At 34.5% G+C, this 25,384-nt stretch carries 27 protein-coding genes, 1 tRNA gene and 3 pseudogenes; 2 read left to right on the forward strand and 29 right to left on the reverse strand.

All coding sequences use genetic code 11. The features are described 5' to 3' along the window. Positions 1 to 5: 5 nt before the first annotated feature. From radC to HMPREF1630_RS07005, 18 genes are all read right to left on the reverse strand, one after another. Positions 6 to 686 (reverse strand): RadC family protein, encoded by a 681-nt coding sequence (radC, locus tag HMPREF1630_RS06915; RefSeq protein WP_037328329.1) that lies wholly within the window; start codon positions 684 to 686, stop codon positions 6 to 8. Beyond that, complete coding sequence (locus HMPREF1630_RS06920) at positions 686 to 1,207, reverse strand: Gx transporter family protein (protein ID WP_037328331.1); 522 nt, start codon at positions 1,205 to 1,207, stop codon at positions 686 to 688. The genes radC and HMPREF1630_RS06920 overlap by 1 nt, the downstream gene beginning before the upstream one ends. Then, on the reverse strand, positions 1,204 to 1,602 hold the full coding sequence (locus HMPREF1630_RS06925; RefSeq protein ID WP_004829963.1) for a NusG domain II-containing protein: 399 nt from the start codon (positions 1,600 to 1,602) through the stop codon (positions 1,204 to 1,206). The genes HMPREF1630_RS06920 and HMPREF1630_RS06925 overlap by 4 nt, the downstream gene beginning before the upstream one ends. 102 nt (positions 1,603 to 1,704) lie before the next feature. Then, on the reverse strand, positions 1,705 to 2,505 hold the full coding sequence (locus HMPREF1630_RS06930; protein ID WP_004829959.1) for an RnfABCDGE type electron transport complex subunit B: 801 nt from the start codon (positions 2,503 to 2,505) through the stop codon (positions 1,705 to 1,707). 9 nt (positions 2,506 to 2,514) lie between these two features. After that, positions 2,515 to 3,090 (reverse strand): electron transport complex protein RnfA, encoded by a 576-nt coding sequence (locus HMPREF1630_RS06935; protein WP_004829958.1) that lies wholly within the window; start codon positions 3,088 to 3,090, stop codon positions 2,515 to 2,517. An 8-nt stretch (positions 3,091 to 3,098) separates the two neighbouring features. Beyond that, positions 3,099 to 3,722, reverse strand: a complete 624-nt coding sequence (rsxE, locus tag HMPREF1630_RS06940; protein ID WP_052039403.1) for an electron transport complex subunit RsxE — start codon at positions 3,720 to 3,722, stop codon at positions 3,099 to 3,101. An 8-nt stretch (positions 3,723 to 3,730) separates the two neighbouring features. After that, positions 3,731 to 4,273 carry an FMN-binding protein gene (locus HMPREF1630_RS06945; protein WP_004829953.1) on the reverse strand — a complete coding sequence of 181 codons (543 nt, stop codon included), beginning with the start codon at positions 4,271 to 4,273 and terminating at the stop codon, positions 3,731 to 3,733. Continuing rightward, a complete protein-coding gene (locus tag HMPREF1630_RS06950; protein ID WP_004829950.1) occupies positions 4,263 to 5,246 on the reverse strand; it encodes an RnfABCDGE type electron transport complex subunit D in 984 nt (327 codons plus the stop codon). The genes HMPREF1630_RS06945 and HMPREF1630_RS06950 overlap by 11 nt, the downstream gene beginning before the upstream one ends. An 8-nt stretch (positions 5,247 to 5,254) precedes the next feature. Further along, positions 5,255 to 6,583: an electron transport complex subunit RsxC gene (rsxC, locus tag HMPREF1630_RS06955; RefSeq protein ID WP_037328333.1), complete on the reverse strand. Its 1,329-nt coding sequence runs from the start codon at positions 6,581 to 6,583 to the stop codon at positions 5,255 to 5,257. Between the two features lie 74 nt (positions 6,584 to 6,657). Then, positions 6,658 to 7,314, reverse strand: a complete 657-nt coding sequence (locus HMPREF1630_RS06960; RefSeq protein ID WP_004829947.1) for a lytic transglycosylase domain-containing protein — start codon at positions 7,312 to 7,314, stop codon at positions 6,658 to 6,660. Then, on the reverse strand, positions 7,301 to 7,903 hold the full coding sequence (gene coaE, locus HMPREF1630_RS06965) for a dephospho-CoA kinase (protein WP_037328335.1): 603 nt from the start codon (positions 7,901 to 7,903) through the stop codon (positions 7,301 to 7,303). Before coaE ends, HMPREF1630_RS06960 begins: the two co-directional genes overlap by 14 nt. Then, positions 7,890 to 10,523 (reverse strand): DNA polymerase I, encoded by a 2,634-nt coding sequence (gene polA / locus HMPREF1630_RS06970; protein WP_037328337.1) that lies wholly within the window; start codon positions 10,521 to 10,523, stop codon positions 7,890 to 7,892. The genes coaE and polA overlap by 14 nt, the downstream gene beginning before the upstream one ends. 571 nt (positions 10,524 to 11,094) lie before the next feature. Continuing rightward, positions 11,095 to 11,739 (reverse strand): ABC transporter ATP-binding protein, encoded by a 645-nt coding sequence (locus tag HMPREF1630_RS06980; RefSeq protein WP_037328341.1) that lies wholly within the window; start codon positions 11,737 to 11,739, stop codon positions 11,095 to 11,097. Positions 11,740 to 11,750: 11 nt separating this feature from the next. Further along, positions 11,751 to 12,494 carry a hypothetical protein gene (locus tag HMPREF1630_RS06985; RefSeq protein ID WP_231549527.1) on the reverse strand — a complete coding sequence of 248 codons (744 nt, stop codon included), beginning with the start codon at positions 12,492 to 12,494 and terminating at the stop codon, positions 11,751 to 11,753. A gap of 40 nt (positions 12,495 to 12,534) precedes the next feature. Then, the gene (locus HMPREF1630_RS06990) at positions 12,535 to 13,326 is read right to left on the reverse strand and encodes a membrane protein (protein ID WP_037328344.1); all 792 of its coding nucleotides are present in this window, start codon (positions 13,324 to 13,326) and stop codon (positions 12,535 to 12,537) included. A gap of 267 nt (positions 13,327 to 13,593) precedes the next feature. Further along, a tRNA-Leu gene (locus HMPREF1630_RS06995) sits at positions 13,594 to 13,680 on the reverse strand. 31 nt (positions 13,681 to 13,711) lie between these two features. Then, positions 13,712 to 14,272 carry a phosphatase PAP2 family protein gene (locus HMPREF1630_RS07000; protein WP_037328345.1) on the reverse strand — a complete coding sequence of 187 codons (561 nt, stop codon included), beginning with the start codon at positions 14,270 to 14,272 and terminating at the stop codon, positions 13,712 to 13,714. Beyond that, positions 14,269 to 15,597 (reverse strand): CapA family protein, encoded by a 1,329-nt coding sequence (locus HMPREF1630_RS07005; RefSeq protein WP_037328346.1) that lies wholly within the window; start codon positions 15,595 to 15,597, stop codon positions 14,269 to 14,271. The genes HMPREF1630_RS07000 and HMPREF1630_RS07005 overlap by 4 nt, the downstream gene beginning before the upstream one ends. 113 nt (positions 15,598 to 15,710) lie before the next feature. Between HMPREF1630_RS07005 and HMPREF1630_RS07010 the strand changes: the two genes are divergently transcribed. Beyond that, positions 15,711 to 16,130, forward strand: coding sequence for a PaaI family thioesterase (locus HMPREF1630_RS07010; RefSeq protein ID WP_004829928.1), 420 nt, complete (start codon positions 15,711 to 15,713; stop codon positions 16,128 to 16,130). A 48-nt stretch (positions 16,131 to 16,178) separates the two neighbouring features. Then, positions 16,179 to 17,084, forward strand: coding sequence for a diacylglycerol/lipid kinase family protein (locus HMPREF1630_RS07015; RefSeq protein ID WP_037328347.1), 906 nt, complete (start codon positions 16,179 to 16,181; stop codon positions 17,082 to 17,084). A gap of 73 nt (positions 17,085 to 17,157) precedes the next feature. Here the strand turns inward: HMPREF1630_RS07015 and HMPREF1630_RS07020 are convergent, their stop codons facing one another. From HMPREF1630_RS07020 to HMPREF1630_RS09565, 11 genes and pseudogenes are all read right to left on the reverse strand, one after another. After that, the gene (locus HMPREF1630_RS07020) at positions 17,158 to 18,000 is read right to left on the reverse strand and encodes a DegV family protein (protein ID WP_037328348.1); all 843 of its coding nucleotides are present in this window, start codon (positions 17,998 to 18,000) and stop codon (positions 17,158 to 17,160) included. A gap of 194 nt (positions 18,001 to 18,194) precedes the next feature. Continuing rightward, positions 18,195 to 18,502, reverse strand: a pseudogene (locus HMPREF1630_RS07025) (DUF3801 domain-containing protein); the annotation flags it as partial. Positions 18,503 to 18,551: 49 nt separating this feature from the next. Then, on the reverse strand, positions 18,552 to 19,448 hold the full coding sequence (locus HMPREF1630_RS07030) for an IS3 family transposase (protein ID WP_156095816.1): 897 nt from the start codon (positions 19,446 to 19,448) through the stop codon (positions 18,552 to 18,554). Next, positions 19,445 to 19,735: a transposase gene (locus tag HMPREF1630_RS07035; RefSeq protein ID WP_037328350.1), complete on the reverse strand. Its 291-nt coding sequence runs from the start codon at positions 19,733 to 19,735 to the stop codon at positions 19,445 to 19,447. The genes HMPREF1630_RS07030 and HMPREF1630_RS07035 overlap by 4 nt, the downstream gene beginning before the upstream one ends. A 377-nt stretch (positions 19,736 to 20,112) precedes the next feature. Further along, on the reverse strand, positions 20,113 to 20,625 hold the full coding sequence (locus HMPREF1630_RS07040) for a hypothetical protein (protein ID WP_037328351.1): 513 nt from the start codon (positions 20,623 to 20,625) through the stop codon (positions 20,113 to 20,115). 22 nt (positions 20,626 to 20,647) lie between these two features. Next, positions 20,648 to 21,757: an ABC transporter substrate-binding protein gene (locus tag HMPREF1630_RS07045; protein WP_037328352.1), complete on the reverse strand. Its 1,110-nt coding sequence runs from the start codon at positions 21,755 to 21,757 to the stop codon at positions 20,648 to 20,650. Between the two features lie 17 nt (positions 21,758 to 21,774). Continuing rightward, a complete protein-coding gene (locus tag HMPREF1630_RS07050; protein WP_037328353.1) occupies positions 21,775 to 22,722 on the reverse strand; it encodes an aldo/keto reductase in 948 nt (315 codons plus the stop codon). Positions 22,723 to 22,745: 23 nt separating this feature from the next. Beyond that, positions 22,746 to 23,531, reverse strand: coding sequence for an ABC transporter ATP-binding protein (locus tag HMPREF1630_RS07055; RefSeq protein WP_037328354.1), 786 nt, complete (start codon positions 23,529 to 23,531; stop codon positions 22,746 to 22,748). Next, positions 23,528 to 24,550, reverse strand: coding sequence for a FecCD family ABC transporter permease (locus HMPREF1630_RS07060; RefSeq protein WP_037328355.1), 1,023 nt, complete (start codon positions 24,548 to 24,550; stop codon positions 23,528 to 23,530). Before HMPREF1630_RS07060 ends, HMPREF1630_RS07055 begins: the two co-directional genes overlap by 4 nt. Before the next feature lie 213 nt (positions 24,551 to 24,763). After that, positions 24,764 to 25,273, reverse strand: a pseudogene (locus tag HMPREF1630_RS07065) (ISAs1 family transposase); the annotation flags it as partial. A 14-nt stretch (positions 25,274 to 25,287) separates the two neighbouring features. Then, a pseudogene (locus tag HMPREF1630_RS09565) lies at positions 25,288 to 25,384 on the reverse strand (PcfB family protein); the annotation flags it as partial.

Consider the following 25,384-nt stretch of genomic DNA (forward strand, 5'->3'; position numbering starts at 1 on the left):
AACTCCTATATATAATTATCTTTTTTCAAACTTACGTATGTTCCATGACCAATTATTAAATGGTCAAGAACAGTGATATCAAGGATTTTACCCGCATCTATCAACCTATGGGTAATGAGCAAATCTGCCTTTGATGGGCTAGGATTACCCGAAGGGTGGTTGTGGGCAAGTATCATAGACTTGGCTGATTTTTTTATAGCTGGCTTAAAGACTTCCCTAGGATTAACTATAGATGATGATAGGTCGCCAATTGAAATCAGCTCTTTTGAAATAACTTCATTCTTGTTATTGAGTAAAATCGTATAAAAATATTCCCTATCCTTTAGACTAATAGTATCCTTAATAAATTCATAGGCTTCTTCATTTGAATTTATTTGATATTTTTTCTTATTCAGAATTTTTTCCTTAATCCTCTTGCCAAATTGAAGGCTGGCTACAATCTTTGAGGCCTTGGCTTCTTTGATTCCATTAATTTTAGTCAACTCCTCCACTTCTATTTCAAGAAGAGCCTCTTCACTAAAGGTGGCTAGGATTTCTTCTGCAAGTTCAATCGCATTTTTCTTATCTGTGCCAGTTGATATTATAATCGCTAGAAGCTCCTTTTCACTTAGGCTGGCGTGGCCAAACTTGATAAGTTTTTCCCTTGGCCTATCTGTAAGCTTCATATCCTTGATAGTTTGTTTCATTAAACATTTTCTCCGATGTTTATTTTTTTCATATGCTTTATAATAAAGTTTGAGGAGAGCCCAACAAAAAAACCACTAAAGGTCCCAACTATAACTAGGGCTGGAAAATAAGTAAACATCTTAATATTTTCCATTATAATAGCAGAGACTATTATTTGTCCCAAATTGTGAGCAAAGGCTCCTATCTCACTAACTCCAATGAATGAAAATAACCTGTCGTGATATTTTAATCCAATCGCCATAGCGATTGATGAAAGAATAGCACCTGCTGCTGAGTAGAAAAACGAAGTCACCGCTCCGGTTATCAACACCAGCATAAAACTTTTTAATAGGGCTATGGTAAGACTTGCCTTAAATCCATAAAAATAAAGACTTACTAGTATTATTATATTGGAAAGTCCGAGTTTTGCACCTGGTATAGGCACAGGAACTGGAATTTGTAATTCTATAAGTGAAATTATAAGGGCAAGGGCTACCAAAAGGGCCATATTAGTTAAATCTTTAATGTTTTTTCCCATCATTGAACCACCTTATCTATTCCATCTTCCTTATCCTTCTTATCTTTCTTATCCCCATGGCTTTCGACTTCCAAAAACAACCTATGAGGTAGGCAAATAATAGATTGCCCCTCCTTGTCTATAGGATGCATATGGGTACAAATTTGATCTTGACAATCAGCTTTTTTCATATAGGCTTTCTTATCTTTGATCACAATTGTATTATAGTGACCACCATATTCCACTTTAAATTCAGTATCCTTATCCATAGGAAGTTTCTTTATGACTTTTCCATTTTGCTCTACAACAAGCATATCTCCTTCATAGCCGGACATAGCCTTATTAATTGCAAAATTGATGCCAAAACTTAAGAGTATAAGACCTACAATTACAATTATATCTCCTTTTTTTATTTTCATATATACCTCATATCTCTATCTAAATATTTTATAATTTAATCATGGATATATTATATAGTTTTTGCCCATAAAAAAAAGACCCCGGAGGGTCTTCTTCACGTTTTATTCAAATATATTTATACATTTGTTTGGACATTTATCTGCTGCTGTCTTTAGTAATTCTAAATCAATACCATCAACATTTACAGCCTTAGATAGGAAGTTGTCCATTTCAAATGCTTCTGGATAAGTTCTAGCACAGATTGAACATCCTATACAAGAATTAGAGCACTTAGCCCTAGCGTCCTTGCCCTTATCATGTGATGAGCAAAGTACTGCTTGTTTTTGATTAAATGGTACAAGTTGGATGATATTTTTTGGACAAACGTCTACGCACTTCTTACAAGCAACACACTTATCCCTATTTACTTTGGCAACACCATTTATGATATGAATTGCATCAAATGGACAAGTTTTTTCACAAGTACCACAACCGATACAACCATAATCACAAGCCTTCTTGCCACCAAATAAGGCAATTTGTACCCTACAATCATCAAGACCTTGGTATTTATATTGGTCTTTAGCTGCTTCGCAGTTACCGTTACAATTTACGAGGGCAACCTTTCTTTCATCAGCACCAGTTGCTTCAACTCCCATAGCCTTGGCTACTGCTGCAGTAACACTTGCACCACCAATAGCACAAGCATTTACAGGAGCTTCGCCCTTGGCGATTGCTGCTGCAAGTCCGTCACAACCAGGGAAACCACAAGCACCACAGTTAGCACCTGGAAGGCATTCCCTAACTGCTGCTTCTTTAACTGATTTTTCAACGTGAAATTTTTCTGATATAAAGCCTAGGGCTATCGCAAAGATAAAACCCATTATAGCAAGGATTGCTACCGGCAATAATAAATTCTGCATTCTTTCCTCCTATGCTAAACCTGCAAAGCCCATGAAGGCTATAGCCATTAGACCTAGGGTTATAAGAGACATTGGAGCTCCCTTAAATGACTCAGGCACATTGTTGTATTCGATTTTTTCTCTTAGATAAGCAAGTAGTACGATTGCAAGCATAAAACCAATTGATGCTGCAAAGGCATAAACTGTTGACTCTACAAGGTTGTATGATAAGTCTATTGCCTTAATAGCCACACCTAATACCACGCAGTTTGTTGTGATAAGTGGTAGGTAAACACCAAGAGCACCATAAAGGGCTGGCATTGATTTTTTCATTACTGTTTCTACTGATTGTACCAAGGTCGCAATTACCAAGATAAAGACAACTGTCTGTAGGTATTGCACATTAAATGCTTCTAGTATGTAGTGTTGGATAAACCAAGTAATTATTGTCGCAAGTACTATTACAAAGATTACTGCAAAGCCCATACCTCTTGCTGTTTCTACCTTGCTGGTTACACCGAGGGTTGGACAGATACCTAAGAATTGTCCTAATACATAGTTTGATACAAATATAGTTGCTATTATAATTTTAAATAATTCTGCCATAATAACTCCTAATTATTCTTTCTGTTCATTATAGCATGGAAGGCACCAAATATAAGACCTAGGACTATAAATGATGATGCTGGTTGAACCATGAAGCCTATGGTGTATTTTTCTGGTAAGATTGCCATGCCAAAAAGTGTTCCTGATCCTAATAACTCCCTAAAGAAAGCTAGGATTGAAATAGCTATTGTATAACCAAGTCCTTGGCTGATACCATCTACGATTGATGGGATTGGGCCGTTTTGTGATGCAAAACCTTCAGCACGAGCTAGGATTATACAGTTTACAACTATAAGTGGGATAAAGATACCCAAGCTCTTATCAAGAGCAGGAGCATAAGCCTTTATTAGCATTTGAACTATAGTTACGAAACCTGCTATTACAACGATAAATGATGGGATTCTGATCTCATCTGAGATGAAATTACGAAGTAATGATATAACTAAGTTACTCATTACAAGTACGAAGGTTACAGATACTCCCATACCAACAGCATTGGTTAATGATGAAGATATAGCTAGTACTGAACACATACCAACCATCTGTACTAGGACAGGGTTGTTTTTAATAATACCATCGGTAAATATTTTGCCATAATTTACCCTTGGTTTTTTATCTGTTTGTTTTTCCATGATATCTCCTATTCTAGCTTAGTAAGTACTTCTCTAGCGGCGTTAATACCTCTAAGAATAGTTGTAGTTGAAATTGTGGCACCTGTTATGCCAACTATTTCATTTTCTCCACCTGTTTTACTTGCCTTAACTTCTTTGTCCATATTTACTCCAACCATTCCTTGTTTGAAGAAATCTTCTTCCATTTGCTTACCGAAACCGGCAGACTCTGAATGGTTTAGTGGAGCAAATCCAGTTATGTTATGGTCTTTGTCAACACCGATTAAAAATTCTATAGCGCCACCATAACCACCTGGTGATAGGATTTGGAAAACATATCCGTCCCCGTCAGCACCCTTAGCCTTGTAAACGGCTTCTATTGTATCAGGCTTTTCAACATCTAGCTGTTCGTAGCTATCTGCCTTATAAACAACTGACAAAGATTCTTCTAGTTCTTCTTGTTGACGAGCCTCTATGATTGGCTTAGTCATGTTATTTGTAAAGGCTAGAGCTAGGGCTGTAACTGAGGTAATAAGAAGTAATTTAAAACCTAATTTTAAACTATTGTTCATTTTTTCCTCCTTTTTTTGCCTTGGCCTTACCAAAAATCCTATCCCTAGTGTGTTTTTCTATAACTGGTACTAGGAGGTTCATAAGTAAGATTGAATAAGAAACACCTTCTGGGTATCCACCCCAAAGTCTAATAACTGCAGTTATTAATCCACAACCAAAGCCAAATACGATTTGTCCTTTTGGAGTTATTGGAGCTGTGGTGTAGTCTGTTGCCATGTAGAAGGCACCAAGGATTAGACCACCAGATAAAATATTTTTGAGTATATATTCTAGATTTACCTTATCGCCAAAGATTGCAAGGATTACGGTAGTTGTTAGTATGTATACTAGTGGAATTCTTATGTGAATTACTTTTCTAACTAATAAGTATAAAGCACCGATTAATAAGGCAAGCGCACTTATTTCACCCAAACAACCTGGTATGTGACCTATAAATAAGTCCATAATTGTGTAAGATTTTGGATCAGAAAGTGGTGTTGCTGCTGTTAGCATTGATACATCGCTAACTGTTTTAAGTGTTGCTACTCTTTCAGTTGGTACAAAGTTTGTCATTGTAGATGACCAAGATGCCATCAAAAATGCTCTCGCACCTAAGGCTGGGTTTACGATATTTTGACCAATACCACCATAGAGCATCTTACAAATTACAATTGCGAATACAGAACCAATTACAAGTTGCCATACTGGAAGTGTAAATGGCACGTTATAAGCTAGTAAGATACCAGTTACAACTGCTGATAGGTCTTTTACCGAATTAGGCCTTTTGGTGCATTTATTAAATATTGTCTCAGCCAATACACAAGTGATCACAGATGCTAAGATAAGAACTAGAGCCCTATAACCAAAGTAGTAAACAGAAACGGCGCCTGCTGGAATTAGTGCAATAATAACATCAAGCATGTCATTTGCAACTGTTCTTTTACTCCTAATATGTGGAGAAGCTGTTACTAATAATTGTTTATTATTTTCCATATTTCCCCCTATTTTCCTGCCTGTCTTATTTGTCTCTTAGCAAACTTTATTGCCTCAACTAATGGTCTTCTGGCTGGACAAACGAATGAGCAAGAACCACACTCAATACAATCAAGTGCTCCTTCTTCGTCTGCCTTTTCAAACCTACCATCAAGGGCATGTTTGTGGATGTAGTTTGGTAATAAGAATACCGGACATACGCTTACACACCTACCACATCTGATGCATGGTGTAGGATCTTCTATGAAGGCATCCTTGCTATCAAAAACTAAGATACAGTTTGTTGCTTTTTCTACTGGTTTATTAAGGTCAGGTTGGGCTATACCACACATTGGTCCACCGTTAATAACCTTGGCAATTTCTTCAGCACCGCCTGCTTCTTCGATGAGGTCATTAAAACTTGTACCAATTCTTACGCGCATATTTTGAGGATTTTTAACTGTCCTACCTGTCACTGTAAGGATTCTTTCATAAAGTGGTTTACCCATAAATAGGGCTTCATAAATCGCATTTACAGTTGAAATATTAGATACAACTGCTCCTACATCCATTGGAAGTCCACCTGATGGTACTTCTCTTTTTAGGATTGCATTTATAAGTCTTTTTTCATCACCCTGTGGGTATTTAGTTTCAAGGCTAACAACTTTGATTGTTCCATCAAATTTATTTGTCTTGGCAAACTCTGCTAAGGCTTCTGTCATAGATTTGTAAGCCTGTGGCTTGTTATTTTCTATAGCAATCACGCCATCTTTGGCATTTACAGCCTTAAGTACTTGGATGAGTCCTTTTATTATATGTAAAGGATAATTTTTCATTATGTAGTCATCACAAGTTATGTAAGGTTCACACTCTGCCCCGTTTACTATTACAGTATCTATTGGTTTATTTGGTGAATATTTGATGTGCGCTGGGAAAGCTGCGCCACCCATACCAACAATTCCTGCCTCTTTGACCTTAGCTACAATTTCTTCCGGGCTTAGGGTTACGTTTTCAACCTCGGTATATTCTACTTCTTGGTCGAAACCTTCTGTATCGATTACAACTGCCTTGCAATTTTTGCCTGAGGCACTTTGAATATCGATAACATCTTTTACAACTCCTGCTACTGAGGAGTGGATATTTGCTGAAAAGTTACCTACTGCAGATCCTAAAAGATCTCCTACAGCAACTTCGTCATTTTTCTTAACATTACATTTGCTTGGTGCACCTATATGTTGGGTGAGTGGAATAGTTACAAGCTTTGGTATATTTGCAGTATGAAGACTGCTATTTTCTGAAAGCTCTTTGTATTCTTCCATCTTAACACCGTGGGCAAATGTCACAGTATTAGCTGCCATAAATTTCTCCTTCTTAAAAAATTTCATTTCCCGATACCTATATTATAGATTATATCGGGAAATTTCTCAATGGTTTATCTAATATTTGCTATAATATCTTCGATAAAAACCATAAAATTATCAAAGGCCAACTGCTTTAGATTAGCCATTCTCTTTTCGCTAGGCAGACCCTTCTTGTAAAATTTTTTATACACATCATAATTTGCATCAATTTTAGTTACATACTGCCTAGTTTCTTCAAATGGAATTTTTAAAACATCAGGATTTGCTGGGTCAAGCAAACCTTCCTTTATCCATTTGTCAACATTACCTACCCCACCATTGTAAGCTGCAAGGGCAAGGTCCCTATTATTGTAATACCTATAAAGGTAATCATAATAAGCTATACCCAAGTCTAAGTTGTATTCAACATCAGATAGCTTGTCTGGAAAATATTCTTTGCCAGTCAACTCTGCTGCATGGGATGCAGTTTCATTTAGTAGTTGCATCAAACCTTGGGCTCCCTGATGGCTCTTAGCATCCTTATCAAAATCTGATTCTACTTTTATAATTGATGCTGTTAAAAGTGGGTCCACATTATACTTTTCAGAACACTTATAAATCTCATCTTGGTAGCTAATCCTTGTCCTTGAAGTTTGATAGGCTATGGTAGCATAACAAACTACAAATAAAATTAAGATTGCAAGAAAGATAAAACCTATAAGCTTGCCAAACCATTTAATTACTTTCATAAATTTTCTCCATTCTTAGGATTTTTTTTACATTTTCCCTTAGGTCTTCAAGGCTTGTGTTGTTTTTAATTACAATTTCATTTGCATACCTTGGACCCATTAGGGCTTCTTGGTTTCTTATCTTTGACTCTGCATAAAATCCACCAATATCGTCTCTTTTCGCCAGTCTTTGGGCTTGGATATTTTTATCTGCCTCAACAAATAAAACCAAGTCAGCAGGGAATCTCACTGTCATTTGATAAAATAATGGTATCTCGATAAAAATATTTTTCTCACCAATCCTATCAATTTCGTTTTCAATTTCCCTTGCAATTATGGGATGAGTCAAAGAGTTTAGCCTTTTCATAAGGTCAGGCGCCGAGAAAATCATCTTTGCCAGATGTTTCTTATCTAGGATATTGCCGTCAAAGGCCTTTCTAAAGAAGGGATCTGCCTTGATGGCTTCGTAATTTTGCCCACCTTCTTCCAAAAGTTTTTTATTAACTTCATCGGCACTTATGACTTTAAAGCCTAAATCTTTAACAATTTCACTTACAGCTGATTTGCCCGAACCGATTGTGCCTGTAATTACTATTTTATTTGGATTCATACATGCTTTCTCCAAAACCAATATCTACTAGCAAGTCTACCTTGAGATTTGCTGCACCTTCCATGCATTTCTTAAGGATATCACGTGCCTTTTCCTTATCCTTTTCGCTGGATTCTATGATTATTTCATCGTGAATCTGAAGGATAATTTTGGCATCAAGGCCTTCTTCCTTAAGCTTATTATAGGTATCTATCATTGCTATTTTAATTATGTCAGCAGCTGTGCCTTGGATTGGTGTATTTAGGGCAATCCTTTCACCAAAACTTCTGACATTAAAATTTCTCGAAGATATTTCTGGTATATACCTGCGTCTTTTAAATAAAGTTTCTATATAGCCTTGGCTTCTAGCGAGTTGTACGACGTCATCCATGTATTCCTTGATTTGTGGGTAGGATTTTTTGTACTTGTCAATATACTCCTTGGCCCTAGGTCTTGGAATATTCAAATTTTGCGATAGGCCATAGTCACTTATACCATAAATTATACCGAAATTTACTGCCTTGGCTTCAGATCTTTGAAGTTTTGTGACTTCATCTAGGGGAGTATGGAAAACTTCTGAAGCTGTTTGAGTATGGATATCAATGCCATGGTTAAAGGCATCTTGCATATTCTTATCATCTGCAAGACTTGCTAAAATTCTTAATTCAATTTGTGAATAGTCAGCATCAATTAAAATCTTGCCCTCGCCTGCCTTAAAGGCCTTCCTAATGGCCCTTCCTTCGTCGGTTTTGATTGGAAGATTTTGTAGGTTTGGCTCTTGACTTGAAAGTCTGCCTGTCGAAGCAATATTTTGCCTAAAGGTTGATCTAATCCTGCCGTCTTCATCAATAGCATTCTCAAGCCCTTCTATATAGGTTGAACGCAATTTATAAATTTCCCTGTATCTTTCGATTTTTTCAATAATTGGGTGCTTATCTCTAAGCTTTTCAAGCACCTTTGCATCTGTAGAAAATCCGGTTTTTGTTTTCTTTACAACCGGAAGGTCCAAGTCCTTAAATAAAACTTCGCCCAATTGCTTAGTTGAATTTATATTAAACTCACTACCAGCTAGGTCGTAAATTTCTGATGTTATTGCTTCGATTTGCTTATCTAAATCTGCCTTAAGACCTTCAAGGATTTTCCTGTCAGTGCCAAATCCAATTATTTCCATCGAAGCAAGCACCCTTGCCAACCTTTTTTCTATATTTTCATAAAGGTCAACCATTTCATATTCAGCCAAGTTTTTAAAGACCTTATCTCTAGAATCTTCTATGGCATTTACTTGACTAGCTAAAAGCTTCGCAAGGTCATCTTGGTCAACTTCAGCGTATTTTTTAGTCTTAGCTCCCTTGCCAATTAGACTTTCATCGCTATCAAGTTCATAGGTCAAATATGACTGACTTAAAAGTTTCAAATCGTAGGAAGACCTGGATGGGTCAATTAAATAGTGCATGAGCATCAAATCATCATAAGGACCAATTAGGTCAATGCCTAGCTTATCCAAAAGCACCATCTCTTCTTTAATATCAAAGGAAATCTTATTTATAGTTTTATCTTCAAAAATATTTTTTAGTTCAGAAATTTTCTCTGGCTCGATTATATAAGTGTCAGTATCCTTAGTCTTAATAGCTAGCCTATAGATTTCAGAATGGATATAATTTTCACCATCATAAACTGATTTAAAGAAAATTTCCTTGGTTTTCTTGCTAGAATCAATTAGGTCTTTTAAATTTCCGCCAATTTTATAGGTAAATTCCTTGCTTTCACTTTCAGATCCGTCCCCATCAAGTTCTTCTAAAAACTTATTGAAATTAAGTTTTGAAAATTTCTCCCTAAGTCCTTCTTTGTCAACTTCACCAAGTGCAAGATCGTCATATTCAAATTCTACTGGAGCGTGAGTTACAATGGTGCCGATTTTTTTAGACATATAGGCAACAGCCTCATTGTTTTCTAGACTTTCCTTGGTCTTCTTTCCAGAAATCTCATCAAGGTTGTCGTAAAGATTCTCAATTGACCCATACTTTCTAATAAATTCTAAAGCACGCTTTTCGCCAATGCCATCAACACCAGGAATATTATCCGACTTATCTCCCATCAAACCCTTCACATCAATAAGTTGCTTAGGAGTAATCCCATATTCCTCTTTGATTTTATCAACTGTGTACTCTACAGTATCCGAAACGCCTTTTTTGGTCAGATATACAAGGACATTATCGTCAACAAGCTGCAAATAATCCCTATCACCAGTGATAAGAACAGCCTCATCTCCAGCTTCCTTGGCCATCCTTGCGTAGGTGCCAACTATATCATCAGCCTCGAAACCATCAAGGTCAGTGTACTTAACCCCCATAGAATCAAGAACATCCTTCAAAATCCCAAACTGGTAGGAAAGCTCATTTGGAGTCTTATCCCTATTAGCCTTGTAATCCTTGTACTCATCATTCCTAAAGGTCTTAGAAGACCTATCGAAGGCCACAAGAACATAATCAGGCTTGTATTTATCAAAGGCGTTCCTATACATGGTCAAGAAACCATAAACGCCATTAGTCATAACCCCGTCATTGTTGGAAAGGTTTGGTAGAGCGAAAAAAGCCCTAAAGATCAAACTCGACCCATCAATCAACATAACAGTTTTCTTCATTATATCTCCTTAACTATCAAAATAGCATAAAACACTATCCTACCTTATAGTATAACTTATATTGGAAATTTTTTAAAGAAAAATGAAAGATATTCTGGATTTGTTTGGTAATTAATTTATTTAAAAAATGCAATAAGATAATATTGGAAATAATATAATGCTAGTAGTATAATAAGATTGAGTAAAAGGAAATCAGATTCATACGAATCACAAAAAAGACGAGAGGCAACTCGTCTTTTTTTGTTTTGGGTTAGTTATCACTATTAATGTATCCGTCTAACCACTTGATGACATAATGAGTAGTTACGCCAACCGCAACAGACACTAAAAAGGAAATCAGTTCTTTCATACAAATCACCTCCTAACTGCTATCAGTATAGGAGTGATAACATATTTATTATAACAGATTATAATTTTTTACAAAATTAAATTACCAAATATTAAAGCATACTTTAATGTCTGCCAAAATCTTCTTTAGTGATAATAATATAAATATGAATAATATAAAGTGAATAAGGGACCACACACAAATTATTTATAATGTTTTAGCAAAAAAGATTGAGTTTTTTTCTCAATCTTTTAATTCCTTTAGTTTTCCATTTTTTAAAATTAGAACTTGGTCAGATAAGATGTCGATATCTTCCTTGTTGTGGGATGTGATAAGCATTGTAGCTCCACTGCTTCTAATGTAAGACTTAATTATTTCCCTGAGTTCTACTACTCCTTCGTAATCCATACTATTAAAGGGTTCATCAAGGAGCAGGAGTTTTGGTTTTTCCATAAGGGCTTGGGCTATTCCTAGTCTTTGGAGCATTCCTAAAGAATATTTTTTTACCTTTACATCCTTATCTTGGTACAAGGCTACCTCTTTTAAGATCTCTTCAATATCTGCCTTGGTGATTTTATTTTTTATAGCAGCTAATTGGTCTAAGTTTTCAAATCCTGTTAGGTTTGGTAAAAATCCTGGATGTTCAATTAGTAAACCCAAGTCAGCTGGCATAGCCCCATTTTTTCCAACAACTGTTTTATTAACTATAATTTTACCAGAAGATGCTTTCATTAAGCCTGAATTCAACTTAAATAAAACACTCTTTCCACACCCGTTTGTTCCGACAATCCCATATATTTTACCTGCTTCAAAATTATAGGAAATATTATCTATTACTTTCTTATTTCCAAAAGCTTTTGATACATTTTCTAATCTTATAAGATCCATATTCTACCTCCTTACTCGTTCTGATACTCTTTACTTCCCTTTGGAAGGTTAATGTCTTTATTTTCAAATATTTTAAAATTCAATATAAGCAAAATCAAATCTATACCTGCTAGGACTAACAACCTATAAATAAACTTTATCCCACATCCATTAATTGAACTTGCTAATGAAAAAAGGGAAAAATCCTTAATCACATCCCCAAAAAATCCCAAACTCATTCCTGCCGCAATTATTAGGATGCCTGTATATATGACAAATACAAGGGATTGTGAAATCCTAAATTGTATTAAAAGAGCATGGACTAGGGAAAAGAAATATAGGAGCAAAACCTGCAAAATGACTAGCTTAAATATTTCCAAAATTATGTTATTCGTTTCAAAATTCCCTAGCAAATAAAGATTTGCAAATTCTTTTGTTGCTTGAGAAATATTAAGTCCAAAGTTTGAAGATCCTATCCCTACTATTAGGCAAAATAAACAAATACAACCTACATAGGCTAAAAGGCTTTTAATAACTTTTGTATGTTTGTTTTTATAAAATTCTTTCCTATTTGTGTACCTTGTTAGAGTGAAGAATATATTTTGTTCAACTGGACTTTGAATCATCAAAACAAAGCCTAATAAAAAAGGAAAAGTAAAATATCCAGTATAGGAGTCGTTAAACATTAGAAGAATCATTTCCCCAAAGTTAAAATTCCCATACTTATATTTAAAGCTAATAAGCTGGCTAAAACTTGCAAGTATTGAAACTGCCACTAATAGATATATAAAGATAATATAGAACGTTTTTAAATTTTTATATTTCTTCATCGTTTTCTATATCCTTTTTAAATTTCAATAAAGATAAAACATAGGATAGTAAGAGGCTTATTATCAGGTAGGAAATAACAAATACAGGCGTCATTCCTTGGACTCTTGACACATCAAATATTGCCATTGGCTCAAGCTTAGTAAGTCCAACAAACATCGCAAACAAAGATCCTATTGTGGCTATAATAAAAGGTCCTATCCATGCGACAAACTTATTTTTAATAAAATAAGATAAAGAAAGCCCCACACTGCTATAACAAGCACCTACAAATGCACAATGTAGAATTATTGCCAATATATAAAGTAGGGCAGATTTATCTATAAGCTTCTTATAGGTGGATACTCCTGTCATTCCCATATAGGCATCCATATTGAGATTCTTGGAAAAAAACACAAAGCACCCTATAAAAAATATGACCATACCAAAAGCGAAAGTTATAAAAGATGTGAGAAAATTTATTATGAAGTTAGAATTGAAATATTTTTTATAACCCATTCTTGCTACAAGATATTTCATTGTCCCACTCTTACTGTTTTCAACATGTTGGGCGGAAAAAGGAAGGGTTGCGATTAGAGGCCCTAAAATTGTAAGCAAAGACCTATCCCCGTTATATCCTTGTAAAAATGTCATAGCATAGTCGTGTTTGAAAAAGTATTCCATGCCCTCTTCAACAAAGGCGGTTAAAGAAAAAATCATAGATAATAAAATAATAAGTATAGATAAGAAAAATCTTTTGCTTCTCATCACTCTTGATACTACATTTAGCCTATAAGACATATATCCCTCCATTAATCAAACTGCGAACGTTTAAAATCTTTAAAATCAACCATTATTAATCATTAAAACTTTATTTTTCAATCTTTTTAAAGAGTACCTCTACTATAATAACGAATTAGAAATAAAAATGTTACAAAACTTCATTTAATATTTTTATAAAGATTATGATAAATTATAGGTATTGCAAAAGCTGAAATTAGTCTGGATATGATTTTTTAAAATTTAGACAGCAAAAAAGCGTTGGGAATCCAACGCTTATTGAGTGTTTGGTGCCGGTGGTGGGACTCGAACCCACACGCCCCGGAGGACAACAGATTTTGAGTCTATCTCGTCTGCCAGTTCCGACACACCGGCATAAATGCTTACCAATTCATTATATCACACTTTATTCCCGATGTAAATTATATTTTTCTTTTATTTGCCTATATTTTTGTGACTTATATATTTTTATCGACAAGATTCCTATCAATAGCCCAAATCCAATCCCTGCTAGGACATCTGTTGGGAAGTGGACGTAAAGGTAGAGCCTTGAGAAGGCGATCAATACTGCAAGAAGGTCTGTAAAAATAATTAAAGGTTTATTCTTATTTAAGATGGTGAGAATTGTGGCAAAGGTGAAGGCGTAAGATGTGTGGCCTGATGGGAAAGAATTGTCAGATAGTTTGTGGACCAAAAGGCCTGTAAACTTTGCCACTTCATAAGGTCTTGGCCTTGCTACTAGGTTTTTTACCAGTAGGTTTACTAGCAAAATATTTAAGATAAAGGCTATTATCATTATCTTGCCTTGATTCTTTAATTCTTTGGCTGCTAAAAATATTAGGATATAGGCTATCCATATTAGAGATAGGTTGCCTACAGATGAGATTGTTACCATAAACTTATCTAAGGGCGTAGATCTCAGGTTTTGTATGGCGTTTAGGATATTAAGCTCAAAATTTACCATCATTGGACTCCTGTATTTGCAATTTTTAAGGTCATGTCGTTGGCTTTTTTTATCCTCGCTCTTTGGCTTTCGTTTACTAGATCAAAATATTTTCCGCCTTCGAGAAAGTCTTCTGTTAAATGGTTTTTAACATCTATTCCATATTCATTATAATAAGAACCAACCCATATTGGGTGGAAGGTCACGTCGGCGATTTTTTTCTTGCCACTATTTAGGTCCTTTTCTAAATCAATTTCAAGGGCGAGGGACTGTTCCACCCTAATATCCTTATTGTTTTCATAATTTTGATAAGAAATGAAATTACCAAGTGCATAGGCTATTAGTCCTTCCCTGCCGTCACTTGCTTGGTAAAGTTCGACTGGTTCTACCACATGTGGATGGTTGCCTATTACGAGGTCTGCTCCCCAATCTATCATCTTCCTGCCTAGACTTGTCTGAGCCTCGTTTGGCATAGATTGGTATTCAATTCCCCAGTGAGGGTAAACTACAACAAAGTCTGCCCCCTGAGCCTTTGCCATGCTTATGTCCTTTTTTATTTCTTCTTCATTTGATAAATAGCAAAGATTTTCAACTTCTTCCCTTGGTACAATTAGATTTTCCCTGCCATTACAACCATAAGTATAAGCGAGAAAGGCAATTTTTATACCGTTTACTTCTTTTAATAAAATTCTTTCAGACTTATTTTTAAAGGATCCAACATAATCAAGACCAGCTTTTTTTACTGCATCCATTGTTGTCATGACTCCTTCAAGCTCTGTATCCATAGAATGGTTGTTGGCTGTAGTAACTATGTCAAATCCAATATCTTTGAGGTTTTTTAAATAGGATTCTGGTACATTAAATCTTGGAAAACCAGCATATGGCAAATTCGGATTCGATGTTGTTTCGAAATTTCCAATAGATATATCAGCATTTTTCACGAAATCTTTTATATAAGTGAATTGATCTGAAAAATCATATTCTCCCCCACCCTTATTGTGGGCATACTGAATCTGAGCTATATGAGCCATAATATCGCCAAAAGCCTTTAACTTAGCCTTCTTGATTACAGGTTTTTTCTTTGCTCTTTCTTCCAATTCTTTTTTGGCTTTTGCTTCTATTTCTTCTTTTTCTATTTCTTGAATAGATTTTTTTGAAGTCTTTTGTTTTTTTTCTTCTTCTGCAAGGCGTTTTTCCTCTTCCTTGACTTTCTGATAATTATCAAGCCTTGTTATAAGGTCTGTCACAGTTTTTATTGTAATTTCTTTGCTATCTTTATTATTTGAACAAGCCCCTAAGCCTAGGGCCATGATTAAACTTAGGAAAATTAATAGGTATTTCTTCTTCATAAACGCTCCTTACTCATATATTTTATACTATTTAACAAAATTATTCATCTTTTCTTGTAAAAGAATGAAAGATTTTTCAAAAATCATATAATTATACTTATCAAGGAGTTAATATGAGTTTTAATGATCAGTTTGATATAGAAATCAGAGAAATAGACGAAAATAATTTGATTTTAAGGTGTAAGATGGAAGAAAATTTTCTAAATGAAATAAATGCTGTGCATGGTGGAGTCCTCATGACCATGGCTGATAACGCTTCAGGTTTCATTGCCTCTGCCAAAAAGTACACAGCCCCTACCCTTTCTATGACAACCAACTTCTTAAGACCCCTCATGGCAACAGAATATATCTACGCCAAGGCCAAGGTGATCAAAAGAGGGTCTAGGATAATCACTGTAGATTGCGAAGTTTACGGCGATGATGAAAAAATTTGTGCTGTAACCAGGGCTGAGTTTGCCATTTTAGGCAAAAAAATAAATCCCTCTGCTTCTGCTGAATTAGCCTACACAAAGGGAAAGTATAGAAAATTCTAGTCCACAAGACATACTTGGACTATAAGTAAAGGATAAATGGGATTAACTATGAGAAAAATTTTATTTATTATTAACTCAAAGGCTGGTAAGACAGAATTTGACATAAGAAAAGAAGATATAGAAGAGACTTTTAGAAAGGCAGGAAGGCTTGATGAGATTGAAGTGGTAGACACCAGGTATAAAAATCACACCAAGTTTTTGATAGATGCCTTTGACTCCCTAGCTTATGACGAAAAAATAGTTATAATCTGTGGTGGTGATGGGTCTTTAAACGAGCTTGTTAATGTCGCCTATGGGAAAAATATGACCCTCGGTCTCATTCCAACAGGCACAGGCAATGATTTTGCAAAAAACTTTTCCTACGAGTCTTTTTCCTTAGATTCACTTTTGAATTTTAAGACAAAAAAAATTGACCTGATAAAGATTAACGACTTTTACTCTATAAACGTGACAAGCATCGGTTTTGACACCCAAGTCTTAAAAAGAGCCTATGACTATTTGGAAAAAAATCCAAAGCTCGGCAAGTCCGCCTACACCAAGGCCACAATTAGGAGTCTCACAAATTTAACCTATGAAAATTTAAATTTCGACCTCAAATTAATTGATGGATCAAGTTTTCAAATCAAGGGAGAATACTTAATATCAGCACTTTGTAACGGAGCCTTTTATGGATCGGGCTTCAATCCTGCCCCAGAAGCAAAGATTGATGATGGTGTACTAAACCTAATCTTGGCTGACAAAATCCCCCTAATCAAACTACCATCCATGATTATAAAATACAAAAAAGGTCTCCACCAATCAAGCAAATACCTTAGGGAAATAAAGGTAACATCAGGGACTATCAAGTCTAATACTGAATTTCTTGCCAATGCTGATGGTGAAATCTTTAAAACAAATGAAATAAAATTCGAAGTCTTGCCAAAGGCCCTTAATTGGGTCATCTTTAGCAAATAAGTTTCGTGGCACTTATTAAGTTATAACAAAAAACTGACCTCTTTTCATAAGAAAATTGAGGTCAGTTCCTTTTTTATTTAATTTTTAAAAAACTTACAGCATAGACACTTGGTCCTGAATGAGTTCCTAAAACAGCTGTAACTGGACCTTCCAAATAAAGATTAGCACCCTCTATGAGGTCTGATAATTTCTCCTTAATGCCAGCTATATCCTCTTTATCCTTGCCATAGGCAATAGCCAAATAATATTTCTCAGCCTTTTGTAAGGCTTTTTTTGTCTCGTCAACTATGAAATTCAAGGCCCTTTTCTTACCCATTACCGACTTACAGTTTTTAATAGTTCCTTTTTCATCAAGACCAAGGACTGGATTTATCCTAAGAGTTCCTCCAATCAATCCCTCAACAGTACTCAACCTCCCGCCCCTAATTAGGTATTTTAAATCACTAACAGTCGCAATAAGACGGGTATCTTTGATTTTCTCCCCAATCTTTTTTGCTAATTGATCAAGGTCATCCACCTTGTCTATAAGACTTTTTGCATACATTACCAAAAGTCCCTCAGACATTGTAATATTCAAACTATCAATGAGGACATATTCCATATCCTGACTCTCAAGAGCAAGCCTCATAGCATTATAGGAGCCTGACAAGGCGTGGGAAACGGCAATAGCAAGGATTTTACTATAGCCAGCCTCCCAAATCATCTTAATCTTTTCCCTAAAATCCTCTATAGAAGGAGCGGATGTATATGGCTTTTCTTCATCAATCCTCGCAAAAAGTTCACTTGGACTTATTTCAAGCAAATCCTTTTTTGATTCATTTTCAAAATTCACATACAAGGGCACCACAAAAATCCCCTCGCTAATATTTTCTTTAACATTACTAGCAGAATCTGTCAAAATCGCAATCTTTTCCATTTATATTTCCTTTATATTCTTTTCACTTAGTCTTATATACCTAAATATTGTATCTAGTTTTAATAACTAGATGTCATTATTCTATCTTTAAAGATTTCTTTGTCAAGGAAATAATCTAAAACTAAATTTTCAACGAATTTTCTAAAGGATCCTAGACCCAGTAGTATTTTAGTGACTTATATAAAATATCTAATTTAGATTTCTCTGGTCATATCTTTTTTGTTTGGTTTTACTTTTTCTTTTACTTTTTTTAACTTTTTCTTTTGTCTTATCCTTGTTATTGGATAAGTCTTTGTATTTCTTTATTTTTTAGGATACTTTCTTTTTCTTTTTTATTTTCCTTGGCTATGACTTGTTTAAAGGCATATTCCATTACTTTTATGTCTTTGGCTTGGAAAAATACTTCATAGTTTTGGGTTTCTTTGTTTTTCATTACTGAGAAACTTACTCCAAGCTTGTTTAGTTCTTTTTTTAAGTCTTTGAGGTCGCTTTGATCTATGGAACTGTCAAGATAAGTAGAGTCTTCAAACTCACTAAATTGTTTATGGTTCCTATGCTGCCAGAAGTTGAACCTCCAGCAACTGCATATACATAACCGGCGGAAGTCCATCCGGGTTTGATGTATATATCCGTTTTTGATTGTAATATATAAATACATACCTGAAGATCATTGTTTTTACTTCTTCTCTTTTCATGCGATAGGTTGGAATCCTGTAAAGAAGTTCCTTCTTGAGCGTCGCGAAGAAGCTCTCCATCCTAGAGTTATCAAAGCAATGATTGACTCCGCTTAAACTTTGACTAACTCCTGCATTAGCAAGAACCTGTTTAAAGGCTTCGCTAGTGTACTGACTTCCTCTGTCAGAATGCACAATAGCACCGTTCAGATTGTATTTTTGAGTTACAGCTTTAAAAGTATCAATGCACAATGCTTTCTTCATGTTATCTTTCATTAGAATGGATAGTATCTCTCCATTACAACAATCCATAATAGGTGAAATATAAAGCTTTCCATCTTGACATTGTATCTGAGATATATCAGTTAGAAGCTTTTTATATGGCAAAGTTGATGAAAAATCCTGCTTTATTAGATTTTCCTGTTCCTGTATTTCAGTTGTTGCATGTGTTAATCCTTTCGGCTTTCGATGAGGAATATGAAGCCATACATGCTCTCTCATAATACGTGTTATTCTGCGAATGCCTGCTTTGATTCCTTTATGTTTTAAAGCAATTTGCATTCTTGGTGTTCCATAATTATCGTTGTATGGAGATTCATTCAGTATCAATTGAATTGCTGCCGAAAGAATATTATCTTTACCGGGTTTATTAAGATTGTTTTTATACTTGTAATAACCTGAAATGCTTACATGAAGAGTTTCGCACATAATCTTTAAAGTCCAAAGTTCATTGTGCTTGTCATAAATGAACTGATAACGGTAATGAGCCTTTATTTCTTCCGGCTTACGGCGAAAAAACCGAGAGCCTCTTTACGAATGTCATTAGACCGTTGAAGTTCTAAAACCTCTTTTTCAAGCTCGCATATCTTTTGATCCTTGGCATCATTAGATAAACGTTTGTTACCGCTTCCAACATATGCGGTTTCCTGATATTTTTTACGTTTATTACGCCAGCCCGAAAGGGTGTAATAAGGAATACCGAGTTGATTAGCAGCGGCATTAAGACCAATTTCATCGGATAGCTTAACAGCCTCTTCTTTAAAGGTTTTGTCGTATTGCATTTTGACCACCTCTGTGTTTTTAATAATACCATAGATTTGGTGAGTTTACCAACTCTAATTAAATGCTACCACTCCAAAGCATAGTTACTGGGTTTACAGTAGGTCTTCTTCCAAGTGATGAGTAGACTTTTTTTAATTCTGATAGATTCATCCTTTCTATTATATTTTTTACAAGCCTTAGTTTTATGTCATCTTGGATATATATTTCTGTATTAAAGTTTAATCTTAGTTGAATTGTATCATTAACTAGTGTATAGTTAGTTAATGATGATGTATTTTAACGGTTTTCATAAATACATTGTATCAAAAAAGACGAGGATTTTTATATTACCTCGTCTTTTTCTATGATGGGACTTTTGCAACAGCCCCTTTTTCTTTTATAGAACTTTTGCGTCATATACTTCTTCGGGCTTGGCGGCTAATAGTCTTGCTGCCATATCTTTTTTCATCTGAACCAAAGTAGCCTCTTCTTCTTCACTTCTATCTTCTTTTCTTGCTAATTCAACAAATTCTTTTAGTACAAAACCTGGCTTTATAGTTATAACAACTGTTTTATCTCTATACTTGAATTTAAAATAATATCTTCCATGGGGACTTTCTAAGACGTCTTCAGCTTCTTTTAAGTTAATATCAACGGAAATCCTACCATCTGTTACGCATCTTGTTACCATTTCAAAAGCATCTAGCCCTCCTGGCCCCGGAAATGCTGTAGTAAGATATATCTCTCTTCTTTCTAATAATTTCCCATCATCTAAAAGTGGAAAGGCTCTACTCATGACTTGAAATGCATGAGCTACTCCCCCGGGATAACCTACACCATGATAATTTAGTAAATTATCAAAGCTATATTCTAATTCTTGTCCTTTTTCTAATACTTTTATTTTATCCATGTTTCTTCCTTTTTTCTTAAAACTACTTCCTCAATATTGTAGCAACTTCATCATCTGATAATTTGTAATTATATACATATTCAAAGAAATTCTTTAACTCTACTTCCATGTCCATATCTGAAAATAATTGTGGATGCTGTATTTTTGCAGCCCATTTAACTGTAAGTGGAGTTTCAACCCCAGGAGGATCCCATCTATAAACACCTATAGGAATTTTGTATACTTGTTTGTTAGCTACAGCTTTAATTGTTGACCAGTCTCTTCCTTCCTGCTTATTTTCAATAAAGTCTTCCGGCATTAAGTCTGAATGATTTCCTAAATAAATGATATCAGGGTTCCATACAATCATCTGCTCCATGTCCACATCAGCTAATTTACCCTTAAGCTCGTGGGCCGGATTATTGGCTCCACTTGGGTTCATCCAATGGTCGTATGCTTTTACAGCTACTTTCATGTCACTATAAAACTCTATAACTTTTGGTTTATCTTCATCTTTTATTTCAGCTAACTTTGATGTTACTTCATTAATTTCTTTGTCCATATATTCAACTAATAAGTCGCCACGTTCTTTCTTTTGAAGTACTTCAGATATTATTTTTATATTTTCTTTTATACTGTCAAATTCTGCCCTCTTTAAAGCTACTACCTTAAGTCCTGCAGCTTCCATTTTTTTAATTTCTTTTTCACCATTCGAATAAATAAACACTACATCCGGTTTTAGCTTCAATAACTCTTCCACGTTAACAACTGAGTCTTTTGAACACCATTTAGTATTCGCATTAGCTAGTTGTGGATACATATTTTTTAAAACACTTTCTTCAAAAGCTTTAATAGAAGATGGGTTGCATCCTACAATTTTATCTGTCTTTCCATCAATTGCATATATTATAGACGGAAAAGGCTTGTCCACCGTTGCAATTCTTTCCGGTGTTTTTTCAAATTTAATCGTTTTTCCTCTAACATCAGTAACCGAGTATTCGCTTTCTTTTACCTCTTTAACTTCTTGCACTTGACTAGCTTCTTTTTCCTTGTTTTCACTGATTTCATTTTTATTACTTTGAGAGCTGCCAGCACAAGCATTTAAAATTAAGGCTAGTACTAAAAATAATAATAAACTAATCCTTCTTTTCATTTTTCCTCCTTTGAAAATTATACACTTAGTGGATAAACTCCAAACAAATCTGCAACTTCTTCTCTTAATATATGAGGTCTTTGTCTAAGAGCTTTACCAACTTCTATCTTTCTTTCTAAATCAACTTGATTAATTCTTTCTTTTAATTTTCCTTCTTGTTCACTCCTTTCTTTAGCTGAGTAAGGTTCTTGATATAGGGTTTTAATAGCTTCATTAATTTCATTTTTTGAATTAAAGGTTCCCAGTACAGAATCTATAAAAGGAAATGACAGAATATACGCATATGCCGCCTGAACCAAAGTTTGGTCTTCTTTTATACGAATAGCGTTAAATATATCTTCATAAAGCAACAAGTCTCCTGTTGCCAGTGGATTCATAGCTATTGTCCCTATATCTTTTTCATGAGTCTTCATTATTCCTTTTAATCTGTATTTGGAATTAATTATATTAAAGCCCTGTAAACTATAATCAAATTTATACTCCCCAATCATCTCAATTAGTTCTTTATTTTGTAAGTGTGAAGAAAAAGTAATATGCTTAATAAGTCCTTCTTCTCTTGCTTTTTCCATCTCTCTTATAGCTCCATAGTTTTTAGCTCCTCTCCATTCTTCAAAAGATTTTATACCCCAAAGACAAGTAAAGGAGTCAATACAACTTATTCCTAAATTCTTCAAAGTATTTTCAAGATTTTTTCGAAATGTTTTAGAATCTCCGGCATGTGTCTTTGACATAATATAAAATGGTTTTTTTTGCTTCTTCATTTCTTTTATGGCTGCACCTAATATAAGTTCTGAACAATTGTTCCCATAAGTATCGCTGGTTTCAAAGAAATTTATTCCTTGTTTATATGCATAAAAGAAATTTTCTGCATGTTTATCTATATCTTGGGGATTCTTTAAGTGATGACTTCCCATAGATATTCTTGAAATTTGTATGCCTGTAGAGCCTAATTTTCTATATTCCATTCATCAACCTCCTTTTAACAATTCTATATGGTTTTATATGGTGCTATTGTTTTGTATTCAACTTCTTCTGCTTGAAAGTTTAAAATTTTAGCTTTGATCTGAAAATACTTTTGTAAGTTATCTTCAGTAATGGCTTTCGAACTTTCATCAAAGGTTGTTTTGTAGTCATTACCGATAAACAATGTTTTGTCAGATATTTGCAATGCATGACTAGGAAAATGAGTGTTTATTATGCAAGCAGATTTTTTATTTACATTTATATGTTTAATTGCCTCTATGATTCTAATTTGATTCTTCATATCCAAGTTTGACTCCGGTTCATCTAAAATAAGAAGTTTTGGATTAGAAACAAGAGCTCTTGCAATCATAACCATTTGAAGCTCTCCTCCGGATAGCTCATCACAGTACCTATTTGATAGCTTTTCAACTCCTAATTCTTTTAAAGTTTCATAAGCTTTATCATAATCTTCCTTCGTAGGGATATGGAAAAAACTGTTTTCCTTGTCTAAACCCATCACAACCATTTCTAAAACCCCATAACTAAACACACTTTTCTTAACTTGAGGGACGTAACTTAAGTTTTCCCATAATTCTTTTTCTGCATATTCATTTATATCTTTGCCGAACAATAAGGCTTTTCCCGTGTCCCATTTTAAAAACCCCATAAGACACCTTAACAAAGTAGTTTTACCCACCCCATTGGGTCCAAGAATGGACATTACTTCTTCTTCTTTTAAATCAAATGAAATATCTTTTAAAATTTTTCTCTTACCATATGAAAAAGTACCTTTTTTAACTTGGAGTATCATCTTCTTTCTCCTGAATTTTTTCTAAGCATAGTTATGAATAATGGCGCACCTATAATAGCTGTTAATATCGAAATAGGAATTTCATTGCTTGTAGCTGCTCTTGCAAGGGTATCTATCAGTAATAAATAAATTGATCCCATAACACAACAAGTTGGAATAAGGTACCTATTATCATTTCCGATAACCATTCTCGCCAAATGGGGAATTATTAAACCTATCCATCCTATAATTCCACATACAGAAACTGTAGTTGCAGTTATCAATGTTGATAATAAGATAACCCCAATACGTAATTTTTTTACATTAATTCCTAAAGACCTAGCCTCATCAGAATCTAAAGATAAAAGATTCAATTTCCACCTTAATAGAAAGAAGCCGATAATACAAGGTATTATTATTATTGAACAAATAACAAGGTCTCTATAGGATACACTTGCTAAACTTCCCATCAACCACATAGTGATAGTTGGAAGCTTATCTTCCGGATCTGCTACATATTTAATAAATGATATTAAAGCATCAAATAGTGACTTTACAATTACTCCAGATAAAACTAATACATACAAATCTGTTCGTTTTTTTACTCTAGATAGGTTTAAAACTATATAGACTGCTAAAAGCCCCAAAAACAAAGAAACCTGCTGGGTTACTATCATGTCTTGAGATAATAATATAGATAAAGCTGCCCCAAAACCTGCTCCTGAAGACACCCCTAGTAAGTCCGGGCTAACTAAAGGGTTTGAAAAAACATTTTGATATGCTACTCCTGCCAGTGATAGCCCTGCACCAACTAAAACTCCCATAAGTATTCTAGGTAGTCTTATGTCAATTACTACACTAGCTTCATGTACATCTAAGCCGCTAATATCTCCGGTTATTGTTTTGTATATAATCATAAATGCTTTATAGGGGCTAACCGGATATCTTCCTAAACAAATAAAAGTTAGTATTAAAAGCAATAGCGATACAGAGAGAACCAATATGCATAATTTTTTATTCTTAAATAAACCTTTCCCCATTTATCCAACCCTTCTAATTAATAGTAAATATCTTTTGATATCATAAAACCTTTTAACACCAAAATAAAGTTAAGAACTGATCTACTTTAAATTTGAATGTGATAATCAATGTCAATTATATTTCCTATGCCCTGTATTGTCAATCCAAATTTCACTCAGCTCAGGACGTACGCATGAAATGTTATATTCCCCTTTTGACAAAAATAGTCTTTTTTAAAAATCCAGTACTTGCTCTAAAAATTCTGAAGGATTCATACTAATAACAAATCTTTTCTTTTTCATTGATAATTTAGGACGGAATATCTCCACCATTTTTAATATGCTTAGACACCACTTCCTAATAATATTCAGGTTCTCAGCTGCCCTCTTATCCAGTGTTCTGTTTGCATCTTCTTTAAATGTTACATCTAGATACCAATGCATACTTTCTACGCTCCAATGGCCTCTCACTGCCCTTGAAAATAAATCTATATCTTCTTTCAAACTGCTTATATAGTATCTATATTCTTTCTTCTTCTCTCCTTCCTTTAGTATAGTTTTTTCCTCCATTCCAACGCTTTTTAATCCTTTCCATTCGTTTTTACAAGCTATCCATTTTATTTCTTCAGTATGATAATACTCTCGTATCTCTATTTGACCATGTGACTTTTCACTTGTTTTCTTATACAAACCCTTTTGTTTCAGCTTTTTCTTCTCCTCCTCATCATTTAGAAACAGACTTACCTCTTCATGTAATACTTTTTATTGGATAGGTCTTTGTATTTCTTTATTTGTTTTAGGATACTTTCTTTTTCTTTTTTATTTTCTTTGGCTATGACTTGTTTAAAGGCATAT

The organism is Anaerococcus lactolyticus S7-1-13 (genome assembly GCF_000758765.1).
GTDB classification, from domain to species: domain Bacteria; phylum Bacillota; class Clostridia; order Tissierellales; family Peptoniphilaceae; genus Anaerococcus; species Anaerococcus lactolyticus.